Source organism: Thiomicrorhabdus marina, assembly GCF_017571465.1.
GTDB lineage: Bacteria > Pseudomonadota > Gammaproteobacteria > Thiomicrospirales > Thiomicrospiraceae > Thiomicrorhabdus > Thiomicrorhabdus marina.
The window spans coordinates 1-16619 of record NZ_JAGETV010000009.1; the positions used below are offsets into that span (position 1 = coordinate 1).

Consider the following 16619-nt stretch of genomic DNA (forward strand, 5'->3'; position numbering starts at 1 on the left):
ACCCTTTTTTTCACTTTTTTCGCAAAAATAACAAAAAAATTCAAAAACAGTGCCAACCCGTCCTTTATACCCACAAACTCACACCTTATCCACAGAGTTTTCCACAAAACTAACTCATACCTACCCTTTCACTCACACATTCTCTAACCCAGAAATGCAAAAAGCCGCTTATTCATAGCGGCTTTTATACAGAGAGCGATGATTTAGCTGTTAACTAATCGTTACACGGGCAAATTTACGCTTCCCAACTTGGTATACCGAAGTGGTATTAGCAGGAATAACTTGACGCGAGTCATCAACTTTTTCTCCATTGATTCGTACTGCACCCTGCTTAGTCATACGGTGTGCTTCAGAAGTGGTTTGCACCAAACCGGATTCTTTAAGTAAGTTCGCTAACGGCAACTCACCTTCAAGGGTTACTTCAGGCATATCATCTGGAATAGCATTTTTAGAGAATTTGGTTTCAAAATCTTTTAGTGCAGATTCAGCCGCTTCTTTATTATGGAAACGCGCAATCAATTCCATTGCTAGTTTGACTTTAACGTTACGCGGGTTTTCACCATCGGCTACAGCTTGCTTTAAACCTTCAATCGTTTCCATTGATTCAAAAGACAGTAATTCATAGTAACGCCACATTAATTCATCAGAAACCGACATGACTTTACCGAACATATCATTCGGTTCATCTTTAATACCGATGTAGTTACCTAGTGACTTAGACATCTTCTGCACACCATCCAAACCTTCAAGAATTGGCATGGTTAAAGTACATTGCGGTTTTTTACCGTAGTGCGATTGCAGAGTTCGCCCCATTAATAGATTGAACTTCTGGTCAGTACCACCTAATTCAATATCGGCATCCATCGCGACGGAATCGTAACCTTGAACCAATGGATATAGGAATTCATGAATCGCAATTGGCGTACCAGACTTATAACGATCTTCAAAATCGTTACGCTCCAGCATACGAGCAACGGTTTGTGTCGCCGCCAGCTTGATCATATCCGCCGCAGACATTTCACCCATCCACTCTGAGTTAAACATGACCGTGGTTTTTTCCGGATCAAGAATTTTGAAGACCTGCTCCTTATAAGTCTCGGCATTCTTTTCAATATCTTCCGCTGACAATGGTGGACGCGTCGCACTTTTACCGGTTGGGTCACCAATCATTGCCGTAAAATCACCGATTAAGAACAATATTTCATGCCCTAAATCTTGGAACTGCTTCAACTTATTAATTAGAACGGTGTGACCTAAGTGCAAATCCGGTGCTGTAGGATCAAAGCCGGCTTTCACTCGTAACGGCTTGCCGCTTTCTAATTTTTCGATTAATTCTTTTTCAACCAGAATCTCTTCTGCGCCACGCTTAATAATGGCTAATTGTTCTTGTACTGTTTTCATTTCTATTCAAATCAAATTTAGTTTTTTTAAAATTCTGTAAACCTATACCGCGCTGCGAGAAAAATCCAACAACACAGAGATTGCCCAAAAAGACTTTGCTAACCGCACAACACGGTATCTGTATTTAGTTGCAACTTGCCTGTCATTTCCGCAACTGAATTGTAACCATGCTGCTGCATATATTTGGCAATGCCTTTATTCACCTTTTTTACAATCAAAGGATCTTTCGCCACCGCAGTACCGATCGCCACCATCGACGCGCCGGCAAGGAAAAACTCAATTGCATCTTCGGCTGATGCAATCCCGCCTAAACCGATAATCGGAACATTATGCTGTTTTGCAACCTGATAAACCTGATGCACTTTTAATAACGCAACCGGTTTAATCGCCGGCCCAGACAAACCACCTTGGTTATTCCCTAAAGTCGGCTTGCGTGAATGCACATCAATCTGCATGCCCATTAAGGTATTAATCGCAGAAAGCGCGTCCGCTCCGGCATCAATCACTCGGCGCGCACCTTCGGCAATATCGGTTTGGTTAGGCGATAGCTTCACAATCAGCGGTTTAGTCGTATTAGCACGACAGGCCTCAACCACGCGGGCAGCCATCTCAGGATCATTACCAAAAGCGGCACCACCTTTTTTAACGTTTGGACAAGAGATATTAATCTCCATTGCCGGCAGTGCAGTTTGATCAAATAGACGAACCACTTCGGCATATTCTTCAATCGAAGAACCGGAAACGTTAATGATATATTGCGTATCGCTCATATTCAGTTGCGGCAGATATTTCTCAATCACTTCGCGCGCACCCGGGTTTTGTAAGCCAACAGAGTTCAATAAACCGCTCGGCGATTCCATCACTCGTTCCGGCTTATTGCCCAATTTTGGCTCAAGCGTAGTGCCTTTTAAAAACACCGCACCGACATCCTTATTGGAAAAGCCATAGACAGACGGGTATTCTATGCCGTATCCTGCGTTACCCGAGGCCATGGCCACAGGTGATTGGCATTGCATGCCGCAAATATTGACTGACAAATCCATACAGATGACTTCCTAATTATGTTGCATATTATTCTTTATGAGCCGGAGATCCCACAAAACACTGGCGCTTTAATCCGCCTAAGTGCCAATATGGGCGCGCATTTACATCTAATCCACCCAATCATGTTCGATTTAAGTGAAAAGAAAGTACGCCGTGCCGGCCTTGATTACGGTGAACTGGCCAATGTTCATGAACACGCCAATCTACAGGCTTGCCTTGATGCCATTCAACCGAATCGGGTTTTCGCCCTCACCACAAAAACCACTCGTTATTATACCGATGAAAAATTTGTCGACGGCGATGCGTTTTTATTCGGGCCGGAAAGCCGTGGACTTCCGAAAGAAGTTATCGAAAGCCTACCATTTGAACAGCGCCTGACTATTCCAATGGTGCCGGGCGGTCGTAGCCTTAACCTAGCGAATGCAGTATCAGTAATGGCCTATGAAGCATGGCGACAGCTCGACTTTAATATGAGCCTAAATTAAGTTTGGGCGAAAAACGTCCTCACTCTGTGTTGCAAATCGTTCATTTAGACAAACTAAACATCACTCTTTGCGCCTTGATTGAGAAAGTTTTTCATCCCAAATACAAAAGTCTAAGCACTCAAAACCGATTTATAAAAGTTATTCGGCTTCCGCTTTACCATCTCGCGCCAATAAAGCTTGTGCCGCTTGCTGAGGGCTAATATCACCTTCAATTAGACGATATACCTGCTGCATAATCGGCAAGTCTAGTTCCAATTTTTCCGACAACTGATGTACCGCACGAACCGCTTTGACCCCTTCGACAACCTGACCGATATTTTCAATCACCGCGTCGACTTGCGCACCGGCTTGCGCCAGTTGATAACCGAAACGACGATTACGCGATAAATCATCGGTGCAGGTCAAAACCAAATCGCCTAAACCAGCCAAACCCATCATGGTTTCAGTGTTACCGCCAAGCGCCTGACTTAGACGCATCATTTCCGCCATACCACGTGAGATTAAAGCGGCACGGGCATTTGCGCCTAAGCCTAAGCCGTCCGAAACACCGGTGGCAATCGCCATAATATTCTTATAAGCGCCACCCACTTCAACACCAACCACATCGTCCTGAGTGTAGATACGAAAATTATCATAGTGAAACGCTTGCGCCCAAAAATCCGCTTCATCGCTGCTTTTGGATGCGCTGACCATCGCAGTCGGCAAACCATGCGCCACTTCTTCGGCAAATGTCGGGCCGGACAAAACCGCTAAAGGTGTATCTTGTCCCAAAACCTCTTTCGCCACTTTATGCAACAGCAGAAGCGAATCCGGCTCAAAACCTTTGGTTGCCCAAGCAATATGCGGACGTTGGACAGCAAGCAACGGTTCCAACTGTTGCAGCACTTCACGAAAGACATGACTCGGCACCACCAATAAAACGCCATCGACTTCAGAAACCGACTTGGCTAAATCAGCAGTAACCTGCAAGCTTTCCGGAAACGGACACCCTTTCAAGTAACGCGCGTTTTCACGGGCAGTGCGTAATTGCTTGGCACTCGCCTCGGAATGACTCCAAAGCGTGACCGAATGACCAACACGCGCTAGGTGAATCGCCAAAGCGGTTCCCCAAGCACCGGCACCCAAGACCGCAATCTTTTGCATGGTTTGATTCATTGAGCGCGTGAAACCTTATTGAGCAGTCGGTTGTTCACCTTGCTGGCTTTGCAGATGGCTATGGTACATCGCATCAAAGTTAACCGGCTCAAGCAATAGCTGCGGGAAACCACCACGCTGCACCAGATCGGAAACCACTTCACGTGCGTAAGGGAATAGTGTGTTCGGACAACCGGCACCCAGCAAATACCCCACTTCCGCATCTTCAAAACCTTTAATGGTAAAAATACCTGCTTGCTCAACTTCGCAAAGGAAAGCAGTTTTATCTTCTACCTTAGTGGTTGCCGTTACACGAACGACAACATGGTAGACATCATCACCTAACTTTGAACTTTCAACATTCAAATCAACCGACAACTGTGGCTGAAAATCAGTGGTAAAAAGTTCTGGAGTATTCGGAGACTCGAAAGAGATGTCTTTGGTATAAATTTTTTGAATCGAAAACGCTTGTTCTTGTTCAGACATAATGGTTCCTAAAAAATTAAATTTTCACCTTTGCAGGCACATAAAAATTTCGCTTCGCTACAAAGCACAAAGGCAAGCGTTAAAGCTTGCCTTAAAATTCAATAAACGGTTACTTATGATCTTAGCCGTTAAGTAGCTGATCAAGCTGACCACTCTTATCTGCAGCAGACAGATCGTCAAAACCGCCAACATGTGTTTCACCGATATATATCTGCGGCACAGTGTTACGACCCGTTTTGGCTTCCATTGCCGCCCATGCATCACGGTCATTACCGATGTCGATAGTTTCGTACTGTACACCTTTACCATCTAAAAGGCGCTTTGCCATATTACAAAACGGGCAGCTTCGGGTTAGATAAATCGTTACTTGAGGCATATTCTGCTCCTTTGTCGCAACCGAACTTTTTAGCTGCTTTGCTTTTTTTTGTTTTTTTTTGAACGCTCTTTACCAACAGGTAAACCGGCTGCTTTCCATGCAGTAATACCGCCGCGTAAGTTATTCACCGCGGTGTAACCGTTTTTCACCAACGTCATCGCTGCGCGAGAAGAACGTCCTCCGCTGAGACAATAAACCAAAATCGGCGCATCCTTATCTTGCGGAAGTTGATTCACCTTGCCAGCTAGATCACCAACCGAAATATTGGTCGCATTGCCAATATAACCGTCGCGGTACTCGCCAGATGAACGCACGTCCAAAACAAAGGCATCATCATTATACAAACGGATCGCTTCATCGGCGCCGATTGTCTTAAATCCAGCTAATTTATCGCCAACATAGCTATAAACCAACATCGCAATTACAACGATTAAAGCAATAAACAGCAAGTACTGTTCTTGCACAAATTCACTAAACATTCACTTTCCCTTGCTAGAGTGGAATCAAACCACGTGATTTTAACAGTGTAAATCGCTACAATAAATGGAATTTATAGAAAAATTAAATGGTACCGAAAAAATGGGTCAAGAACTGAAGCCAAAAATCAAAATCAAACAGCGCCCGACAGGGCTGATCATCTTGGATGGTTGGGGACATCGTGAGGAACGCGAACACAATGCTATCGCGCAAGCCAATACGCCAAACTTCGATAAATTAATGGCGAACAACCCAAACACCTTGATCAGTACTTCAGGCATGGATGTTGGTTTACCGAGCGGCCAAATGGGTAACTCAGAAGTGGGTCATACCAACCTAGGTGCCGGCCGAGTGGTTTATCAGGAACTAACCCGCATTCAGAAAGATATTGATGATGGCCGTTTTTATAATAACAACGCGTTGCACAATGCGGTTGATAAAGCAATTCAACGAGACCGAGTAGTACACATCATCGGCTTGCTATCAGACGGCGGTGTACACTCGCACATCGCGCATATTAAAGCTGCACTAAAACTTTCTTCCGAGCAAGGCGCAAAAACTGTTCTGCATATTTTTGCTGACGGCCGTGATACTGCACCACAAAGCGCCCCTAAATACATTGCCGAAATCGAAGCATTTATTGCCGAACTTAAAGGCGATGTTAGCATCGGCTCAATTATCGGCCGTTTCTATGCGATGGATCGCGATACTCGCTGGGACCGAACTGAAGCGGCTTATAGTCTGATTGCCTGCGGCAAATCGGAATTTAAAGTAGAGTCGGCACAGGAAGCAATTGACTTAGCTTATGCGCGCGGCGAAACCGATGAATTTATTCAACCGACGTCAATCCTAAACAAGAAAGGCAAGAAGAGTAAAGTCAAGGACGGTGATTCCGTTATTTTCATGAATTTCCGCTCTGATCGTGCTCGTCAATTGACTCGTGCCTTTATCTTAAGCGACTTTGCCGAATTCCACCGTTGTGCAACACCGTTACTTTCTGCATTTGTGACCCTAACCGAATACCATAAAAACTTCGAGAATTTCGGCGCGACTATTGCATATCGTCCAACCAACTTGAAAAACACTTTTGGCGAAGTCATCGCCAACTACAAGCTACGTCAACTACGTATTGCCGAAACCGAAAAATACGCGCATGTCACTTTCTTCCTAAACGGCGGCGTTGAAGCACCATACCGTGGTGAAGATCGTATTCTGATTCCTTCGCCAAAAGTTCGCACCTACGATCTGCAACCGGAAATGTCGGTACCTGAACTGACCGAAAAATTGGTTGAAGCGATTGGTTCAGGAACTTACGACACTTTCGTTTGTAATATCGCTAACCCGGATATGGTCGGACACAGCGGTATTCTTGAAGCTTGTATCAAAGCAGTGGAAGCGGTTGACGAAGCGCTAGGCAAAATTCTAGACGCCATCGAAAAAGCCGGCGGCCAATGCATTATCACCGCTGACCACGGCAATATCGAAATGTTGCAAGACCCTGAAACTGGCGAGCCATTCACTTCGCACACTACTTTCCCGGTTCCACTTGCATACTTCGGGCCGAAAAAAGTGGCACTACGTGACGGAGGTCGACTACCCGATGTTATGCCAACCTTACTGGACTTGATGGAAATCCCTCAACCAGAAGAAATGGACGGCGTAAGCTTAATTGCGAAATAACTTCCAATTAATGCCTTTTGTAAGACCACTGCGGGCACAAATCCGCACTGGTCTTTTTGCGTTTTTATAGATCGCACACTAAACTCTATTCCATTAGCACTTGCTTATGGAAATTCATTAACGCAATCGATACAATTGCCTTTTATTGTGCATCCAAAGTATAATCTCGCGCCCAAATTTTATTTTTAAACGCGTCAAAATAAATAAATCGCTTACAAATCAATGCACTAAGCGGCATTCCGGTAAGCAGATGACAAACAGGAACTGATTATGAATCCACTACAATCGCACGCAGGCCTGAATCTGAAAGGCCTCTACTCGCCAGAGTTTGAAAAAGAGAACTGTGGTTTTGGTTTGATCGCCAATATGGACGACAAACCAAGCCACTGGGTAGTTCAAACTGCTATCGAATCTCTGGCCAATATGACTCACCGTGGTGGTGTTGCCGCGGACTGTTGTACCGGTGACGGTTGTGGACTTCTAATCAAAAAACCTCAAGCCTTCTTGAGCGCGGTTGCCGAAGAACAAGGCTTCCAGCTAAATGCTCTGTATGCAGCAGGGATGATTTTCCTAAACCAAGACCAAGCGAAAGCAGAGACAGCCCGTTCTACTTTAGAAGGTTTTCTAACAAGCAAAGGTCTTGATGTTGTCGGTTGGCGTAAAGTTCCTGTTAACTCGGCAGTTCTTGGTGAACAAGCAGCGGGCATGGAACCGGTTATCGAACAGATTTTCGTTAATGCTCCAGAAGGCATGGCCGAAGGCGATTTCAACCGTTTACTATTCACTGCACGCCGTAAAACAGAGATGGAAATCGAGCCACAAGACGCGACTTTTTACGTGGCTTCATTAAATTCTCAGTTGCTGGCTTACAAAGGCTTGGTGATGCCTCGAGAACTGCCAAAGTTCTACGTCGACCTAGAAAACGAAGCATTTGCCTCTTCTGTTATCTCTTACCATCAGCGTTTCTCGACCAACACCACGCCTCAGTGGCGCTTGGCACAGCCATTCCGCTTCTTGGCGCACAATGGTGAATTGAACACCATCAAAGGTAACCGTAACTGGGCATTGGCGCGTCAAAAGAAATTCGCTACGCCATTGATTCCTGACCTAGGCGAACTAAAACCGTTAGTTGCACAAACCGGCTCTGACTCGAACTCACTGGATAACATGATCGAAGTTTTGACCATGGGTGATATGCATATTTTCCAAGCGATGCGATTACTGGTTCCGCCTGCGTGGCAGAACATTCCGCATATGGACCCAGACAAAAAAGCATTCCTAGAGTACAACTCCATGCACATGGAACCTTGGGACGGCCCGGCAGGTATGGTACTGAACACAGGTAAATACGCAATTTGTGGTGTTGACCGTAACGGTCTGCGCCCAACGCGTTACGTTATTACTAAAGACCGTCACATCACTTTCGCTTCAGAAATCGGTGTTTACAACTACGCACCGGAAGACGTGGTTGAAAAAGGCCGCTTGAAGCCAGGCCAAATGATTGCGGTTGACCTTGAAAACGGTGAACTACTAAAACCAGAAGTCATCGACGATCAGTTGAAGAGCCAAAAACCATATCGCGAGTGGATGGATAAAGGTTACATGCAGCTTGAAGAGAAGCTGAATGCCGACCAGCCAACCGAAAACTGGGACGAGAAAACTGCTGATACTTATCAGAAATATTTCCAAGTCACGTTTGAAGAGCGTGACGCTGTTATCCGTGTACTAGCCGAAGATGGTCAAGAGCCGACGGTTTCTATGGGTGACGATGCGCCGTTCCCTGTTTTCTCAAAAAATACCCGAAACCTATACGACTACTTCCGTCAGATGTTTGCGCAGGTAACCAACCCGCCAATCGATCCGCTACGTGAAAACATCGTCATGTCTTTGAACACCTGTTTCGGTCGTGAACTGAACATGTTCGAAGAAGGTCCAGAGCATGCACGTCGTCTTGAAGTGAACTCTCCGGTACTGAGTCCTTCAATGATGCAGCAGTTAATGAGTCTAGAAAGCGAAGACTACCAGCACGAAATTATTTCTCTGCACTATAACCATGAAGAGAAAGGTCTTGAGCAAGCCGTTAAAGATGTTTGCACAGCCGCAGAAAAAGCGACTGCAAGCGGCAAAACACTGCTTGTACTAAGTGATAAGAACATCGAAAACGGTCTGACTACGATTCCTGCGTTAATGGCGACAGGTGCGGTTCACCACCACCTAATTAAAGTCGGCCTACGTACCGAAGCGAATATTATTGTTGAGACCGGTACCGCACGTGATCCGCATCACTTCGCAGTACTATTCGGTTACGGTGCGACTGCGGTTTACCCATACCTAGCGTATGAAGCAATCGCTGATCTACAACGTACTAAAGAGCTTGACCCAGAAGTGAGCATGGCGAAATACATCGCTAACTTCCGTAAAGGCGTTAACAAAGGTCTATTCAAGATCATGTCGAAGATGGGGATTTCAACCATCACGTCTTATCGTGGCTCACAACTGTTTGAAGCAGTCGGTCTAAGCACGGGGATCGTTGACCTTTGTTTCATCGGTACACCATCGCGTATCGAAGGTTCGGATTTTAACCACCTAGAACTAGACCAACGTCGTCTAGCGTGGGAAGCATTCAACCCGCGTAAAGCACTAAAACAAGGCGGTATCTTCAAGTTTGTACACGGTGGCGAATACCACGCCTTCAACCCAGATGTTGTAAACAGCATTCGCGACGCAGTACAAACCGATAACCAAGCGAAATACGACGAGTTTAAGAACCTAGTAAACAATCGTCCGGCAATGACGATTCGTGACCTACTGACTTTCAAAGACGATATCGCTTCTATCGATATTTCTGAAGTTGAGCCAATTGAGTCAATCTTCAAACGTTTCGACTCAGCGGGTATCTCTTTAGGCGCCCTATCACCGGAAGCACACGAAGCCCTAGCAACCGCAATGAACCGTCTAGGCGCTCGCTCTAACTCAGGTGAAGGTGCCGAAGACCCAGCGCGCTACGGCACTGAAAAGATGTCGAAGATCAAACAGATCGCATCAGGTCGTTTCGGTGTAACCGCGCACTACCTACGTAATGCTGAAGTACTACAAATTAAAGTAGCACAAGGTGCGAAACCGGGTGAAGGTGGTCAGCTACCTGGTCACAAGGTTAATCAGATGATCGCAACGCTGCGTCATTCGGTTCCAGGTGTAACGCTAATTTCACCTCCGCCGCATCACGATATCTACTCAATCGAAGATTTGGCGCAGCTGATTTTCGACTTGAAACAAATTAACCCTGAAGCACTGGTTTCTGTGAAACTGGTTGCTGAGCCAGGTGTTGGTACCATCGCGGCCGGTGTTGCGAAAGCTTACGCCGACCTTATCACCATCTCTGGTTACGATGGTGGTACCGGTGCATCACCGATGTCATCGGTTAAGTATGCTGGTAACCCATTCGAAATGGGTCTAGCCGAAGCACACCAAGTACTGCGTGCTAACGACCTACGTGGCCAGGTTATCGTTCAAGCGGACGGTGGTCTGAAAACCGGTCTAGACGTAATCAAAGCGGCAATCCTAGGTGCAGAATCATTCGGTTTCGGTACCGTACCGATGATTGCACTTGGTTGTAAATACCTACGTATCTGTCACTTGAATACGTGTGCGGTAGGTGTGGCAACACAAGACAGCCGTCTACGTAAGGAACACTTCATCGGTCTTCCTGAAATGGTTATGAATTACTTCAAGTTCGTAGCGGAAGAAACCCGTGAATGGTTGGCAAAACTAGGGGTACGTACTCTTGGCGAGTTAGTTGGACGTGTTGATTTGCTTAAGATGATTGACGAGCCGCTAACCGAGAAACAGAAAAACATCGACCTATCGGCATTCATGACCGACGGCGGCGTTCCGGCTGATAAACCACACACTGTTCAAGTTGAGCGCAATATGCCATGGGATAAAGGCTTCATCGCTGAAACCATGGTCGAAGAAACGCTACCGGCTATCCAAAACAAAACTGGTGGTACTTTCACATTCGATCTAGTGAACACAGGCCGTTCAATCGGTGCGCGTGTTGCCGGTGAGATTGCTAACCTATACGGTAACAACGGCATGAAAGATGCACCGATTACTCTAAAACTAACCGGTATCGCCGGTCAGTCGTTCGGTGTGTTCAACGTTGACGGTCTAAACCTTCACCTAGAAGGTGATGCCAACGATTACGTTGGTAAAGGTATGGCCGGTGGTGAAATCGTAGTTCGCCCACCAGCAGGTTCGGTTTTTGATCCTAAGACTACGCCAATCGTTGGTAATACCTGTTTATACGGTGCGACCGGCGGTAAGCTGTTCGCAAACGGTACCGGTGGTGAACGTTTCGGCGTTCGTAACTCAGGTGCAGTAGCGGTAACAACCGGTCTTGGTGATCACGGTTGTGAATATATGACTGGCGGTACGGTAGTATCGCTTGGCCCTGTTGGTGTTAACTTTGGTGCCGGTATGTCAGGTGGTATGGCGTTCATTCTTGATCAAGAGCGCACACTGCCGGATCAAATCAACCCTGAAATGGTTGAAGCAATCCGCATCGATACCGAACAGACAGAAGCCTACCGTCATTACTTGCGTGAGTTGATTGAAGAGTATGTCGAGAAAACCGGCAGCGCTTGGGGTCAAGAGGTTCTAAATAACTTCAGCCGTATGATTCGTGATTTCTGGCTAGTTAAATCGCGAGCTATTGATATCGAACATCTATTCGATCTATTCGCGAAACAAGCTGACTAAGGAACTGGAAGGAATTTAAAAATGCCAAATGTAAGACAATTTTTAGAATTAAACCGCCAGCTTCCTGAAAAGAAGCCGGCACAAGAACGTAAGGTTGAGTTCAAGGAAATCTACTCACCGTTTGAAATGAAAGATGCGATGGCACAGGCAGACCGTTGTCTGCACTGTGGCAACCCATACTGTGAGTGGGCATGTCCGGTTCACAACTACATCCCTAACTGGTTGAAACTGGTTGCTGAAGGCAACATTATGGAAGCGGCCGAGATTTCTCATAAATCAAACTCGCTACCGGAAATGTGTGGGCGTATCTGTCCGCAAGACCGTCTATGTGAACAAGCCTGTACCCTTGAAGATACTAACTTCGGTGCGGTTACCATCGGTCAGGTTGAAAAATTCATCACTGATACCGCGTTTGCCATGGGCTGGGAACCAGACCTATCTGACGTCGTGATGACAGACAAAACCGTTGCTATCGTTGGTGCCGGTCCTGCGGGTATCGCCGCAGCGGACATCCTAATCCGTAACGGTGTTAAGCCGGTCGTTTACGAAAAGCAGCCTGAAATTGGTGGTCTACTGACTTTCGGTATCCCACAATTCAAACTTGACAAAGAAGTGGTGCAGAAACGTCGTCAGATTCTTGAATCAATGGGGATCGAATTCCACTGCGGTGTTGAAGTGGGTAAAGACATTCAGTTCCAAGAACTTATCGACAAGCATGATGCAGTATTCCTAGGGATGGGAACTTACAAACCAATGGCTGGCCGTTTCCCGGGTGAAGACCTACCAGGTGTTTATAAAGCACTGGATTTCCTAATCGGTAACGTCAAAAACGTCCTAGGTTATGAAAACACGCCAGAGCCTTACGTTTCAATGGAAGGCAAGCGCGTTGTGGTGCTTGGTGGTGGTGATACCACGATGGACTGTACCCGTACTTCTATTCGCCAAGGCGCGGACGAAGTGTACTGCGTATACCGTCGTGATGAAGAAAACATGCCGGGTTCTCGCGCGGAAGTGAAAAACGCCAAAGAAGAAGGCGTGCAGTTCAAATTCAACCTATCTCCGGTAGAAGTGGTTGGCGATGGTAAAGTTGAAGGCATCAAGGTTGTGCAAACTAAGATGGGCGAGCCGGACGAAAACGGTCGTCGTCGCGCTGAAATCGTTGAAGGTTCGGAAGAAATCATCCCATGTGATGCAGTTATCGTAGCATTCGGTTTCCAACCAAACCCACCAGCATGGTTTGCTGACTTCGGTATCGAGCTAAACAACTGGAACGGTGTTGTCGCTTCTGAAGACAGCCTATACCAATTCCAAACCAGCAACCCTAAAGTGTTTGCCGGTGGAGATATGGTTCGAGGTTCGTCTCTAGTCGTTCACGCTATCGCAGAAGGCCGTAAAGCCGCAGAAGGGATGCTAGACTTCCTAGAAGTTTAATTTTCTCTCTGTCATTCTCGTGTTTATTCTGCGAAGCAGGCCTCGACACGGGAATCTCAAGCCTTACGAAAAAGCCCAAGTTGCAGAAATGCACTTGGGCTTTTTTCACTAGAATTGACCCATCCTAAATAGCGCTAACACATTTTCAGGATGTGGCAAATTAACTTTACTTTTTAAAGTAAAAATCAGTCATACACCGGAACAAGCTGATACCCTTGAGCTTGCCAGCCCATTACCGACAAAAACCCTGAACGAACGGCTTTGATACCTGGCAATAAGGTATCATTATCAACATTAAAAGCCCGGGTAGCTGCTGAGCAAACTTCCATCTTAACCCCCAGACTTACCAGTTTTTCAATTTGTGCAGCGATATTTTTTAAAACCGGGGCATATTCTAGCTCAACGTCTTCAGCAGGCTTAGTTGTAATAAACTTGACTGCGCTGGCAATAAAAATAATACGTTGATGCGGTTCAACACCTTCTTTAATCAAATTTTGCCGATTGGATTCTATTCCTTTTAAATAAACTAACATGGCTTTTGGATTAGATTTTCTAATGTCATAGATGACATGCATGGTTTTTAAACCATTCATAGCTTCTTTGTTGTTTAAATTTTCTGCATAAACCTGCTGAGAAAAAAAGCCCAATAAAAAAACTAATAATATTTGTAACGGCGCGGCAAAAAAACGATGAATCAGCATCCTATTCTCCAATAAATTTAAGCTTAACTGGTTGTTTTCTAAATTTTAAGCTTCACATTATGGTGCAAGCCTTACATAGTTGCCAATTAGCTTTTTTTATCTAAAACTAGATTAAACGCGACAAATCATATCTTTTCTTTCAACCTTGCCCCTTAATAGTTCAGCAAATTGATCGCAGCTATGATTTAATTTTTTGAACCCCTTCTTAGCGAACCATCCAAATAGAGAAACAAAAATGGATCACAAACCTAGCGTATCCGATCACTTACAAAACCTTTTTCAAAACCAAGCAGAAAGTAGCTTAATTGTCTTAGTTAATGCACTACGTTTATTCTTTATCGTCTTTATGGTCATCTATTTAATGGTGTGCCTGTTTAGCATTACAGACAAACTATTTAGCTTCATAATGGCACAAGGTGCTCTGGATTTTCTTTCTATGAAAATCTTACTTACTGATGCCCTTTTCACCTTGATCGTACTGGCGATAGTCAAGGCTTTGTTTATCAACGACAGCTTTTCCTACGCCTTGACCTTTTTGGAAATCGCCTTTGTTGTAATTATTCGAAAACTGATTTTGCTCGAAACCATACCGGAAGAGAATTGGACATTATTGATTCTTGGTCTGATTTCCACCTCTTTCTTTATCCTAATCATCTATATCCACAACCTAAAACGCCGTTGGGATAATTTGGATAAACAAGAGAAAAACAAGAGCTAAAACTTAACAGACTAACGCGTTACTTTCCTGTCTTGGGCAAACCGTTAATTAATAAATATCATTTTTCCGGTGCTCCTTAAGAATACACATACCTCATAAACTTAGGGCACCTAAAAACCGAGCATGCCGATACAAGAGGCATAACAAGTAAATTTCTGGCACTCTACATGCTTAATTTTTCTTGCCGATAACTTGAATATCAAGTAGGAGAATTATCATGAAAAACAGTATATTGAATCGCCAGAATTGTATTTTGAAAGTCTGCGGTAAACATGGATTGGTGTTTAAAGCGCGGCATGATGATATTGAGTATTTACAGCATATAGCCGAGGAATTATTGGCTGTGCAGCAGTCCGATTTCACCAGTTATGAAATCCACATCAGTACACATGCTAATGAAGAAATGACCGAGCCGGAGCATTTATTGCATATCGACGCAGAGCAATTGCGTTACAACTATTAAAACGAAATAAGAGACCGTCAGGAATGAGAAAAATTGTTATAACCGGTGGTAATAAAGGTATCGGCTTGGCACTCAGTGAGAAGTTCGTCAATAACGGTGATTTTGTTACTATCGTGGCACGCGATTTCAGCAATCAGGAAACTTTCATTTATCAAAAACACCCGCATGTCCGTTGTATTGAATTCGACTTGAGCAATATCGCCGAACTGCCGAAATTGGCCGAGCAGATAGACGAAGTAGACGTTTTAGTGAACAACGCCGGCTATCTGCAACAGCTCACCTATGCAGACTATCCCGAACAAAACCGTGACTACTCTTTAAACCTTAATCTAATTGCACCGGTAGAGCTGACCAAACTTCTGGCTGGCAAACTCTCGTCAGCAAACAAAATCGGTCGTGTCGTCAATAATGCCTCCATCGCTGGTCAAATTGGGCATCCTGATATTTGGTACGGCATCGCTAAAGCAGGATTGATAAACGCGACCAAAGCCTTTTCTAAAGCTTTTCAGGATCAGATAATCGTAAATGCCGTGGCACCAAGCCCAACTGAAACCGAACTACTCAATAATATTCCCGAACAGCGTCAGCAGGCATTTTTACGTAATACTATTTCCGGTCGTTTTGCTACCGCGCAAGAAGTTGCAGACACCCTGTTTTGGCTCGCTACCGACAGCCCGCAGTATATCAATGGCATCTGTATTGATATCAACAACGGAGCCAATACTCGCTAGACGGTTGGCCCGCTTATTTAGGACGGGTCACAGAAATAAAAAAAAGCCGCATATCAATCTAATGCGGCTAATCAATGAGCAGGAACTCAAAATTGTTAAAAACAAGACAAAGGTGTCATCAAAAAATACTAAGAAAACACTGAACAAATCCTCAGTAGCGAGATGTTACAAAGAGTAAAACCTAACAACGAGGCTGCTTTTTGAAAGCCTCACCCAAAGGCAGCCTGCAAAAAGTTATTTGAGCTTGTTCAGAGTTACCCTAACTGCCATTTAGGCATTGTGAAGCACAGAAAACTTGCCAGAGTTTGGCAAAAGGGAACACTCTTACATTCGATTTAAGCCAAGATTTACTCTTAGTTAAATTTTTCATCTTTATCCCCCTTTCTCTCTCCAAGCCCTTGCAGACAACACAAGTATTTTTCACGACAACAAATTAACAACCCCTCTATAGTAGCGATTTGGGGTAGAAAGACGCTAATTGAAAATGTTAAACGACTTAATAGCTAAATTCTTTAACGGCGGAAACTAGAGAAAATCGAGAATTTACAGAAGAGGCAAAGAAAGGTTTAAAACAATAACCCAGGACAAGGATTTGCCCCGAGATACTGCTTTAAAGTTTAAGCGAAGATTGATTAAAGGAAAGCCACTCTTGCAAACGAATAAATCCGTCAACTCAAGCGAACTGTCCCGATTACTGATAGTCAATAAATTCAATCCGTTGCAAATCTTAA

Annotated in this window: 14 protein-coding genes; 7 read left to right on the plus strand and 7 right to left on the minus strand. The window is 44.9% G+C overall.

Features of this window, described 5'->3' with window-relative positions; translation table 11 throughout:
* Positions 1-210: 210 nt before the first annotated feature.
* Both tyrS and J3998_RS06700 read right to left on the minus strand, forming a co-directional pair.
* Entirely contained in the window at positions 211-1401 is a 1191-nt protein-coding gene (gene tyrS / locus J3998_RS06695) for a tyrosine--tRNA ligase (protein ID WP_208148981.1), read from the minus strand.
* A 98-nt stretch (positions 1402-1499) separates the two neighbouring features.
* Positions 1500-2444, minus strand: a complete 945-nt coding sequence (locus tag J3998_RS06700) for a dihydroorotate dehydrogenase (protein ID WP_208148993.1) — start codon at positions 2442-2444, stop codon at positions 1500-1502.
* An 18-nt stretch (positions 2445-2462) separates the two neighbouring features.
* Between J3998_RS06700 and J3998_RS06705 the strand changes: the two genes are divergently transcribed.
* On the plus strand, positions 2463-2930 hold the full coding sequence (locus tag J3998_RS06705) for a tRNA (cytidine(34)-2'-O)-methyltransferase (RefSeq protein ID WP_208148995.1): 468 nt from the start codon (positions 2463-2465) through the stop codon (positions 2928-2930).
* A gap of 138 nt (positions 2931-3068) precedes the next feature.
* On the opposite strand, the gene J3998_RS06710 is transcribed toward J3998_RS06705, so the two are convergent.
* The 4 genes from J3998_RS06710 to J3998_RS06725 form a co-directional block, all read right to left on the minus strand.
* Positions 3069-4073, minus strand: coding sequence for an NAD(P)H-dependent glycerol-3-phosphate dehydrogenase (locus tag J3998_RS06710; RefSeq protein ID WP_208148997.1), 1005 nt, complete (start codon positions 4071-4073; stop codon positions 3069-3071).
* A gap of 27 nt (positions 4074-4100) precedes the next feature.
* Positions 4101-4550 (minus strand): protein-export chaperone SecB, encoded by a 450-nt coding sequence (gene secB, locus J3998_RS06715; RefSeq protein ID WP_208148999.1) that lies wholly within the window; start codon positions 4548-4550, stop codon positions 4101-4103.
* 121 nt (positions 4551-4671) lie between these two features.
* Positions 4672-4926, minus strand: a complete 255-nt coding sequence (gene grxC / locus J3998_RS06720; RefSeq protein WP_208149009.1) for a glutaredoxin 3 — start codon at positions 4924-4926, stop codon at positions 4672-4674.
* A gap of 29 nt (positions 4927-4955) precedes the next feature.
* On the minus strand, positions 4956-5405 hold the full coding sequence (locus tag J3998_RS06725) for a rhodanese-like domain-containing protein (RefSeq protein WP_208149012.1): 450 nt from the start codon (positions 5403-5405) through the stop codon (positions 4956-4958).
* Positions 5406-5505: 100 nt separating this feature from the next.
* On the opposite strand from J3998_RS06725, the gene gpmI reads away from it, so the two are divergent.
* The 3 genes from gpmI (at position 5506) to J3998_RS06740 (ending at position 13275) form a co-directional block, all read left to right on the plus strand.
* Positions 5506-7083 carry a 2,3-bisphosphoglycerate-independent phosphoglycerate mutase gene (gene gpmI / locus J3998_RS06730; protein ID WP_243750639.1) on the plus strand — a complete coding sequence of 526 codons (1578 nt, stop codon included), beginning with the start codon at positions 5506-5508 and terminating at the stop codon, positions 7081-7083.
* A 270-nt stretch (positions 7084-7353) separates the two neighbouring features.
* On the plus strand, positions 7354-11844 hold the full coding sequence (gltB, locus tag J3998_RS06735; protein ID WP_208149014.1) for a glutamate synthase large subunit: 4491 nt from the start codon (positions 7354-7356) through the stop codon (positions 11842-11844).
* A 21-nt stretch (positions 11845-11865) separates the two neighbouring features.
* Complete coding sequence (locus J3998_RS06740) at positions 11866-13275, plus strand: FAD-dependent oxidoreductase (protein WP_208149016.1); 1410 nt, start codon at positions 11866-11868, stop codon at positions 13273-13275.
* A 185-nt stretch (positions 13276-13460) separates the two neighbouring features.
* Here J3998_RS06740 and J3998_RS06745 read toward each other — a convergent pair whose 3' ends face one another.
* A complete protein-coding gene (locus tag J3998_RS06745; RefSeq protein ID WP_208149018.1) occupies positions 13461-13976 on the minus strand; it encodes a DsrE family protein in 516 nt (171 codons plus the stop codon).
* Positions 13977-14211: 235 nt separating this feature from the next.
* Between J3998_RS06745 and J3998_RS06750 the strand changes: the two genes are divergently transcribed.
* From J3998_RS06750 to J3998_RS06760, 3 genes are all read left to right on the plus strand, one after another.
* A complete protein-coding gene (locus tag J3998_RS06750; protein ID WP_208149020.1) occupies positions 14212-14694 on the plus strand; it encodes a hypothetical protein in 483 nt (160 codons plus the stop codon).
* Positions 14695-14911: 217 nt separating this feature from the next.
* Positions 14912-15157 carry a hypothetical protein gene (locus J3998_RS06755; RefSeq protein ID WP_208149022.1) on the plus strand — a complete coding sequence of 82 codons (246 nt, stop codon included), beginning with the start codon at positions 14912-14914 and terminating at the stop codon, positions 15155-15157.
* A gap of 23 nt (positions 15158-15180) precedes the next feature.
* Positions 15181-15888, plus strand: a complete 708-nt coding sequence (locus J3998_RS06760) for an SDR family NAD(P)-dependent oxidoreductase (RefSeq protein WP_208149024.1) — start codon at positions 15181-15183, stop codon at positions 15886-15888.
* The last annotated feature ends 731 nt before the right edge of the window (positions 15889-16619 follow it).

Bases quoted from the DNA above. Each gene is read 5' to 3' on its own strand.
- tyrS (WP_208148981.1), bottom strand. From the start codon at position 1,401: ATGAAAACAGTACAAGAACAATTAGCCATTATTAAGCGTGGCGCAGAA.
- J3998_RS06760 (WP_208149024.1), top strand. From the start codon at position 15,181: ATGAGAAAAATTGTTATAACCGGTGGTAATAAAGGTATCGGCTTGGCA.
- J3998_RS06745 (WP_208149018.1), bottom strand. From the start codon at position 13,976: ATGCTGATTCATCGTTTTTTTGCCGCGCCGTTACAAATATTATTAGTT.
- J3998_RS06725 (WP_208149012.1), bottom strand. From the start codon at position 5,405: ATGTTTAGTGAATTTGTGCAAGAACAGTACTTGCTGTTTATTGCTTTA.
- grxC (WP_208149009.1), bottom strand. From the start codon at position 4,926: ATGCCTCAAGTAACGATTTATCTAACCCGAAGCTGCCCGTTTTGTAAT.
- J3998_RS06740 (WP_208149016.1), top strand. From the start codon at position 11,866: ATGCCAAATGTAAGACAATTTTTAGAATTAAACCGCCAGCTTCCTGAA.
- J3998_RS06705 (WP_208148995.1), top strand. From the start codon at position 2,463: ATGTTGCATATTATTCTTTATGAGCCGGAGATCCCACAAAACACTGGC.
- J3998_RS06755 (WP_208149022.1), top strand. From the start codon at position 14,912: ATGAAAAACAGTATATTGAATCGCCAGAATTGTATTTTGAAAGTCTGC.
- J3998_RS06700 (WP_208148993.1), bottom strand. From the start codon at position 2,444: ATGGATTTGTCAGTCAATATTTGCGGCATGCAATGCCAATCACCTGTG.
- gltB (WP_208149014.1), top strand. From the start codon at position 7,354: ATGAATCCACTACAATCGCACGCAGGCCTGAATCTGAAAGGCCTCTAC.
- J3998_RS06710 (WP_208148997.1), bottom strand. From the start codon at position 4,073: ATGCAAAAGATTGCGGTCTTGGGTGCCGGTGCTTGGGGAACCGCTTTG.
- gpmI (WP_243750639.1), top strand. From the start codon at position 5,506: ATGGGTCAAGAACTGAAGCCAAAAATCAAAATCAAACAGCGCCCGACA.
- J3998_RS06750 (WP_208149020.1), top strand. From the start codon at position 14,212: ATGGATCACAAACCTAGCGTATCCGATCACTTACAAAACCTTTTTCAA.
- secB (WP_208148999.1), bottom strand. From the start codon at position 4,550: ATGTCTGAACAAGAACAAGCGTTTTCGATTCAAAAAATTTATACCAAA.